Source organism: Cronbergia sp. UHCC 0137 (assembly GCF_034932285.1).
Taxonomy (GTDB): Bacteria; Cyanobacteriota; Cyanobacteriia; order Cyanobacteriales; family Nostocaceae; genus Cronbergia.
On sequence record NZ_JAYGHC010000034.1, the window covers coordinates 54223 to 62249 of the forward strand.

The following is an 8027-nucleotide window of genomic DNA, read 5'->3' on the forward strand; positions in this document are numbered from 1 at the left end:
TTGCTAAATTCAAACTTTACTTTTCTATGATACAAGGGATGAATCAACAGTTAAAATTTGGGTAATAAATCGGCTTGTTTACAAATTTCATTGGCAGTGATGCGATCAATTGTCCGATGTCTTTTGAGAGGAATAGTTTTTAGATTATTAGTATAAATAGAATGATTGCCACCTTCCCGCAATAAATAAAACCCATTTTCTTCTAAATATTTAATTATATCTTTGCGTTTTACTGACATAATTAAACTTCTACGGGAATTTGTTCAAGTAAAGAGTTGCCTACGGGAATTTCTTTGTTTTGTTGGCGATAAGCAAGAATCATTTCTTGGAGTGCATCTTGTAACATAGCTCTGCATATTTCTAATGTTTCTGCTTCGGTAATAACTTCTTGCCATTCAATTACTTGTCCCATATAGCCACTATTTATTTTGGTATATTTCGCTGTGTATGTAATTAGCATAAGGTATTGATCAAGAGTAAATTTATATATTATAACATATTTTGCGCGATAAAGTCATTTTTCAAGCATTTTGAGTATAATTATTTTTTGGAAAATTACAATGTCAAATTCCGAAAACTTCTTACCCCAAACCACAGGAGATGGTTCTTTCACCTTCATTTCTCAAACATTTAACGAAGCCTTTCATAGTCATTTTGGTGCAAGACAGGAGAGTTTTTTCAAATTTGCTGTTCCTACCCAACTGGCTAAAATTGCCCCTCAAGGAAACTTACGGCTTTTAGATGTTTGCTATGGTCTAGGATACAACACAGCCGCCGCTTTACAAACAATTTGGGATGTAAATCCTGGTTGTAGTATTGAAGTAATATGTTTGGAATTAGATTCGTCTGTACCTAAAGCAGCAATTAACCACAACTTATTTACTGGTTGGGATTTTAATTATACTGAAATTTTAGCCCAAATAGCCTTTAAACATCAAGTAGAAACAGATTTACTGCAAGCAAAATTACTAATAGGTGATGCTAGAGAAACAATCAAATTGGTTAACCAGTCAGGGTTTCAGGCAAATGCGATTTTTTTAGATCCCTTTTCACCACCCCACTGTCCCCAATTATGGACTGTGGAATTTATGGAACAATTGGCTCAGTGTTTACACCAAAATGGGTTACTAGCTACCTATTCCTGTGCGGCTGCTGTGCGTAGTGCCATGTTAGCTGCGGGTTTAATTATCGGTTCAACTCCACCGGTGGGGAGACGGACACCGGGGACAATTGCAGCCCATAATCGAGAAGAGAATTTATCCCTACTTCCTCCCCTTGGACAAGCCGAACAAGAACATTTACTCACTCGTGCAGCTATTCCTTACCAAGACCCTTACCTAAATGATACTACTGAATCAATATTAAGCAGACGACAACAAGAACAACAAACCAGTCCTTTAGAACCGACCTCAAAATGGCGTAAACGATGGCTAAGACAGGGTTAATATTTGATAATTAATTACTAATTAAGTAGATCAACTCAATTAAAAGTAAAATAGAAAGTGGATAGATCCATGATTTCTTTCAGAAGTCGCGTATTTGGATATTACCTTTTTTCAGGTTTATTTACTTATAGTGCCAAGTTTGTTTTGTTTCTAGACTGATTTCTAGACTCAACTAGGCTTTAGTAGCAAAAGGAGCTAGAAACTCTTATGAACCTCCGTGATCATCACCAAGATACTGATGTTACCTCAATTCCTGGGAATTGGAATTATTTGGTGGCAGAAATTTCTCTCCAGATCCGGCAGTCATTAGAATTGCAAACAATTTTACAAACAACGACAGATGAAGTACAGAAACTGCTCCAGTGCGATCGCGTGCTTTTATACAGATTTGATCTAGACTGGAGTGGTAAAGTCGTAGTAGAAACTGTTGTAGATCCTCAATGGTCTGTTTTAGGTCAAGTAGTTCATGATCCTTGTTTTGAAAGCTGTTGGTTACAACCCTATCAAGAAAATCAAGTCCGAATTATTGCTGATGTGACAACAGCTAACCTTACACCCTGTCATGCAGAATTTTTAGCGAGTTTTCATGTCAAAGCTAACTTAGTTGTACCTGTACTGAGAACATCACAACTTTGGGGTTTGTTAATTTGCCATAATTGTACTGCTTCCCGTCAATGGCAAACCCAAGAAATAGAAGGTTTACAACAAATAGCCATTCATGTCGGTATTGCTATTCATCAAGCCTGTTTATTACTAGAATTACAACAGGAAAAAGCCAAATTAGAAGCCGTAATGGCAACACGCACAAAACAACTAGAACAAACTAATTTAGATTTTCTCATAGAAGTCAGAGAACGGTCAAAACTGGAAATCATAGTTAGTGAAAGTGAAAGATTTTTACGGCAAGTTTTAGACAGTATTTTTACTTTTGTGGGAGTATTAACCTTTGCAGGAATTTTAATAGAAGTAAATCAAGCACCTTTAGATATTGCTGGTATCACCCGTGAGGGTGTAATAGGTAAAAACTTTGCAGATACCTATTGGTGGGAATATTCCCCAGAAGCGCAAGCCAAAATTCGAGCAACTATTAAACAAGCTCAACAAGGAATAGCAGTTAGATTTGATATTCCTGTACAAGCAAAAGAAGGAAAACAGATTATTATTGATTTTTCCCTTTATCCCCTGCGGAATGAACAGGGAGAAATCACCCATTTAATTCCTTCTGGTACTGATATTACAGAACGCAAACAGGCAGAAATTGCCTTACAAAAAAGTCGGGATGAAAGATTTAGATTAGCAGCAATTGTAGAATCTTCTGAAGCAGCAATTATTAGTAAAACCCTCGATGGTATTATTACTACTTGGAATCAAGCAGCAGAAAGGTTATTTGGTTATAATACCTCCGAGATCATTGGTAAACATATCAAAATCCTAATTCCCTTAGAACGTCAAACAGAAGCTGCCTTCATTTTAGAGTGTATTCAACAAGGGGAAAAAGTAAATACCTATGAAACACAAAGACAACATAAAGACGGTAGTTTAATTGATGTAGCCTTAACTATTTCGCCTATTTGTGATGAAAATGGTGTGATTATTGGCGCATCAAAAATTGCTAGGGATATTCGCGATCGCAAACTCCTGGAAGCAGAAAGAAATCAAGTAGAATTAGAATTACGTCAAAGTAAGGAACAGCTAGAAGACTTCTTTGATAATGCTAGTGATTTAATTCAAAGTGTTTCCTTGGAAGATGGGAAATTTATTTATGTAAATCGTGCTTGGTTAGAAAGATTAGGTTATCGTCGTGATGAACTGAATAGCCTAACAGTTTTTGATTTAATTCATCCTGATTGTTTACATAATTGCCAACAAATATTTCAAGCATTACAATTAGGGGGAAAAAATAATGTAGAGCGATTAGCTATTTCTTTTATTAATAAAGATGGGCAACAAATTCTCCTGGAAGGTAGTATTAATGTTAGATTTGCAGCAGGTAAACCAATTGCTACCCGTGCGATTTTCAGAGATGTGACAGTCCAACGTCAAATAGAAGCAACTCTGCAAGAACAAACTAAAATTCTCCAAATATTTTATGACTATTCTCCTTTGATGTTAGGAGTAGTTGAAACTTCAGAAAATGATATTCTCCATACTTTACATAATTCCACTACCTTGGAATTTTTTGGAGTTTCAAGAGAGCAGCTAGATAATAAATGGGCAAGTGAAATTGGTGTCAAACCAGAAACAATGCAAATGTGGTTAGATCAATATCGTCAAAGTCAGGAAACAGAAACACCGGTGCAATTTGAATATGAACATCATACTGATATACAAACCTATTACTTATCTAGTATAGTTAAATATATTGGCATTGCTGATAGTGGACGACCTCAATTTTCCTTTATGGTGCGGGATATTAGCGCCATTAAACAATTAGAAATTGAACATCAAAAAATAGAACTGATTGAGCAAAAAAATCAACAAGTTAAACGAGAAATTAAACTCTTAGAAAATATTTTAGATATCGTTTTAGCAGGTTATTGGGATTGGGACTTAAAGAATAATACTGAATATTTAAGCCCTGGGTTAAAAAAAATGTTGGGTTATGCAGATCATGAACTACCTAATTCTTCAGAAACTTGGCAAAAACTGATGTTTCAAGAGGATCTACCCAGTGCATTGACTAGGTTTGAGCAGCATATTCAAAGTCATGGAGAAATTCCCTTCTATAACGAAGTTAGATATCTTCATAAAGATGGCTCCATTGTGTGGGTAATTTTTTCGGGTCAAGTGATTGAATGGGATGAAAATGGTAATGCAGTCAGGATGATTGGTTGTCATATTAATATTACAGATCGCAAACAAGCTGAAAATAATTTGCGTCACATTAATTTAGTTTTGGAAAATGCTGTAGAAGGTATTGCTCGTTTAGATGTTACAGGTAGATATGTCAGTGTTAACCGTGCTTATGCAGAAACTTGTGGTTACGAAGCTAATGAATTAATTGGTAAAGAATGGCAAATCACAGTTTATGCAGAAGATTTACCTGCGTTGGAATCTGCATATCAAACTATGTTAAAAACTGGCAAGGTTCATCAAGAAGCTAGAGGAGTTCGCAAAGATGGGAATATTTTTTATAAACAATTAATTATGATCAGTGATTACGATGACAAAGGGAAATTTATTGGTCATTACTGTTTCATGAAAGATATTAGCGATCGCAAAGAATTTGAAATCGCTCTATTAGATAGTGAACATCGTTATCGTAATATTATTGAAACAACTTTGGAAGGGGTTTGGATCTTAGATGCAGAAGGTAAAACTACCTTTGTAAATCAGCGGATGGCGGATATGCTGGGTTATAGTTGTAGTGCAATGATTGGCACTCATTTAATGGATTTTATCAATCCTGAAGATCGTCCCCAAGCACAAATTTATATGCACAGACGAATACAGGGAATTGGAGAACAGCATCCTTTCAAATTTCAGCGTCAAGATGGCAGTCCTCTATGGACGCTAGTTTCTACAACACCTATTTTTGATCATGATCATAATTTTTTGGGTGCTACGGGTTTAATTACTAATATTACTGAATTGGTAACAGTACAGAATGCTCTCCAAAATTCAGAAATGCAGTTAAGTGGTGTTTTAAATAGTTCCTTAGATGGGATTATGGCTTTTGGGTCAGTGCGAAATGACCAAGGCAAGATTATTGATTTTGAGTGGTTATTATCTAATCCCACTGCTTATCAAATTGTGGGTCGAGAGAATTTAATTGGTAAACGACTATTAGCAGAACTTCCTGGTAATAAAGAAGAAGGACTATTTGATCTCTATGTTAAAGTAGTAGAAACTGGTGAACCTATCCAAAGACAGTTTTACTATAACCATGATAAAATTGAATATTGGTTTGAAAATATTGCTGTAAAATTAGGAGATGGTTTTGCTGTTACTTTCCGCAATATCACAGCCAACAAAAAAGCGGAACAGGCTTTGCAAATTCTTAATAAACAACTAGAAGAACGGATTACAGACTTAGATCAACGTCATGAAGAAATGCTGATTTTAAGTGAAATTAGCGACTTTCTGCAAGCTTGTTTAACTGTTCAAGAAGCCTGTCAAATTCTGAGTAATTTAGTCCAACCTCTATTTCCTGATTGTAGTGGAGGTTTATTTATTACCAGTTCCTCCCGTAACCGAGTGGAAAGGTTATCTTCATGGGGTGAATCTTTATCATCTATTGTGGATTTTTACCCCAATGAATGCTGGTCTTTAAGACGGGGGAAAATTCATATTTGTAATGCTCAAAAATTTGGTTTACGTTGTCAACATATTCCCAAAGATGTAAAAATTACTAACACTATTTGTATTCCGATGATTGCCCAAGGTGAGACTTTAGGGATGTTCCATATTATGAGTAATAACCCCAAAGCCTTATCAGAAACAAAAGAACAAATTGCCCGTGCTTTAGCTGAACAGGTAGGACTGGCTTTAGCTAATTTGAATCTGCGAGAAACCCTACAACATCAAAGTATTAGAGATCCTTTAACGGGTTTATTTAATCGTCGTTATTTAGAAGAATTTTTAAATCAAGAAATCGCCCGCTCTCAACGTAAACAACAGCCCATAGGTGTGATTATGTTAGACGTGGATCATTTTAAACGGTTTAATGATACCTATGGTCATGACGCAGGAGATTATGTATTACAATCTGTGGGTGGTGTTTTAAAAGAAAATATTCGCAGTTCAGATATTGCTTGTCGTTACGGTGGGGAAGAAATGAACCTCATTTTACCCGAATCTTCCATTGAGGAAACTGCTATGAGAGCGGAAGAAATTAGACAGGCGATCGCCCAACTATCTGTTTCTCATAATAGAAAAACATTAGGCAGCGTGACTGTATCTTTAGGAGTTGCTGGTTTTCCTCAACACGGTGCTAGTAGTACCGCATTAATTCAAACTGCTGATGCTGCCCTATATCGTGCTAAAGCTACTGGGCGGAATCGAGTTGTGGTTGCACCCTAAAAGTATGAATATAAAGGAGGGTAGCTACTTCTAATTCCTCCTCTTGACTCCTCGCCCTCACAGAAAGACTTTATAACCATAGATAATTAACTGATATGATCTAGCCTTGAATCTCCAAATCACAAAAGCATTTATTGTCATTCACTGATAGTTAATTATGGTTGTTGTCGCAATTTTAGCAGCAGGAAAAGGAACAAGAATGAAATCTAACCTTCCCAAGGTTTTACATTCTTTGGGGGGAAAATCATTAGTTGAAAGAGTGATTGAAAGTGTAGAACCCCTTTCACCATCACGTCGGTTAGTGATTGTGGGATATCAGTCTCAAGAAGTTAAAACAGCTATGGAGAAAATTCCTAACTTGGAATTTGTCGAACAGACTGTACAATTGGGAACAGGTCACGCTATCCAGCAACTATTACCCCATCTGGAAGGTTACGCTGGGGATTTATTAATTTTAAATGGTGATGCGCCTTTGTTACGCAGCAAAACTCTAGAAAATCTCTGGAAAATTCACCAAGAAAATCAAAATTCTGCTACTATTTTATCAGCATATTTGTCAAATCCCCAAGGCTACGGACGGATTTTTTGTAATGATGAGGGTATTTTACAAAAAATTGTGGAAGAAAAGGATTGCACTCATGATCAAAGACAAAATAATCGGGTGAATGCTGGTATTTACTGCTTCCGTTGGCCGGATTTAGCGAAGATATTGCCCCATTTACAAGCTAATAATGCCCAAAAGGAGTATTATCTAACTGATGCGGTGACTCAAGTGGGGAAGGTGATGGCTGTAGATGTGGCAGACTATCAGGAAATTCTCGGCATTAACGATCGCCTACAATTAGCTACAGCCAATGATATCTTACAACGACGGATTAAGGAAAAATGGTTGTTAGCTGGTGTCACCCTCATTGATCCTGCCAGTATCACCATTGATGAAACCGTGGAATTACAGCCAGATGTGATTATTGAACCCCAAACCCACCTGCGGGGGAAAACGGTAATTCAGTCCGGTAGTCGCATTGGACCCGGTAGTTTAATTGAAAATAGCGATTTGGGTCAAAATGTCACTGTCCAGTATTCTGTAGTGACAGATAGCGTTATCCAAGCCGGATCTCGCATTGGTCCGTACTCCCATTTACGGGGTCATGTAGAAGTGGGTGCTGGTTGTCGTGTGGGGAATTTTGTGGAGTTGAAAAATACTCAGTTGGGCGATCGCACTAATGTGGCACATTTATCTTATTTAGGTGATACAACTACGGGAACAAAGGTAAATATTGGGGCAGGGACAATTACTGCTAATTATGATGGTGTGAACAAACATCGGACAAAAATAGGCGATCGCACTAAAACCGGTTCTAATAGTGTTTTAGTAGCACCAATCACATTGGGCGATAATGTCTATATTGCCGCAGGTTCAACTGTGACGGAAGATGTAGAGAATGATGCCCTAGTAATTGCCCGGTGTCGTCAGGTAGTAAAACCAGGTTGGTGTAAAAAAACTGAAAGTTAAAGCGGTTTTTAGTTAAATGCTATAGATCATAGCCCCCTCCTCGCTTG

The 8027-nt window shown here is 37.0% G+C and carries 5 protein-coding genes; 3 read left to right on the plus strand and 2 right to left on the minus strand.

Going from position 1 to position 8027, the window contains the following annotated elements:
- Nucleotides 1-50: 50 nt before the first annotated feature.
- Together VB711_RS17540 and VB711_RS17545 are read right to left on the minus strand one after the other, a co-directional pair.
- A complete protein-coding gene (locus tag VB711_RS17540) occupies nt 51-239 on the minus strand; it encodes a type II toxin-antitoxin system HicA family toxin (RefSeq protein WP_323287484.1) in 189 nt (62 codons plus the stop codon).
- A gap of 2 nt (nt 240-241) precedes the next feature.
- Nucleotides 242-460 carry a type II toxin-antitoxin system HicB family antitoxin gene (locus VB711_RS17545; protein WP_323287485.1) on the minus strand — a complete coding sequence of 73 codons (219 nt, stop codon included), beginning with the start codon at nt 458-460 and terminating at the stop codon, nt 242-244.
- A gap of 100 nt (nt 461-560) precedes the next feature.
- Between VB711_RS17545 and VB711_RS17550 the strand changes: the two genes are divergently transcribed.
- The 3 genes from VB711_RS17550 to glmU all read left to right on the plus strand — a co-directional run bounded on the left by VB711_RS17550 (nt 561) and on the right by glmU (nt 7980).
- The gene (locus VB711_RS17550; RefSeq protein WP_323287486.1) at nt 561-1445 is read left to right on the plus strand and encodes a tRNA (5-methylaminomethyl-2-thiouridine)(34)-methyltransferase MnmD; all 885 of its coding nucleotides are present in this window, start codon (nt 561-563) and stop codon (nt 1443-1445) included.
- 207 nt (nt 1446-1652) lie between these two features.
- The gene (locus VB711_RS17555) at nt 1653-6467 is read left to right on the plus strand and encodes a PAS domain S-box protein (protein WP_323287487.1); all 4815 of its coding nucleotides are present in this window, start codon (nt 1653-1655) and stop codon (nt 6465-6467) included.
- 157 nt (nt 6468-6624) lie between these two features.
- Nucleotides 6625-7980, plus strand: coding sequence for a bifunctional UDP-N-acetylglucosamine diphosphorylase/glucosamine-1-phosphate N-acetyltransferase GlmU (gene glmU, locus VB711_RS17560; protein ID WP_323287488.1), 1356 nt, complete (start codon nt 6625-6627; stop codon nt 7978-7980).
- The last annotated feature ends 47 nt before the right edge of the window (nt 7981-8027 follow it).

What these genes read in the sequence shown, in the direction of transcription:
- VB711_RS17540 (WP_323287484.1), bottom strand. Translation starts at nt 239, where the DNA reads ATGTCAGTAAAACGCAAAGATATAATTAAATATTTAGAAGAAAATGGG.
- VB711_RS17545 (WP_323287485.1), bottom strand. Translation starts at nt 460, where the DNA reads ATGCTAATTACATACACAGCGAAATATACCAAAATAAATAGTGGCTAT.
- VB711_RS17550 (WP_323287486.1), top strand. Translation starts at nt 561, where the DNA reads ATGTCAAATTCCGAAAACTTCTTACCCCAAACCACAGGAGATGGTTCT.
- VB711_RS17555 (WP_323287487.1), top strand. Translation starts at nt 1,653, where the DNA reads ATGAACCTCCGTGATCATCACCAAGATACTGATGTTACCTCAATTCCT.
- glmU (WP_323287488.1), top strand. Translation starts at nt 6,625, where the DNA reads ATGGTTGTTGTCGCAATTTTAGCAGCAGGAAAAGGAACAAGAATGAAA.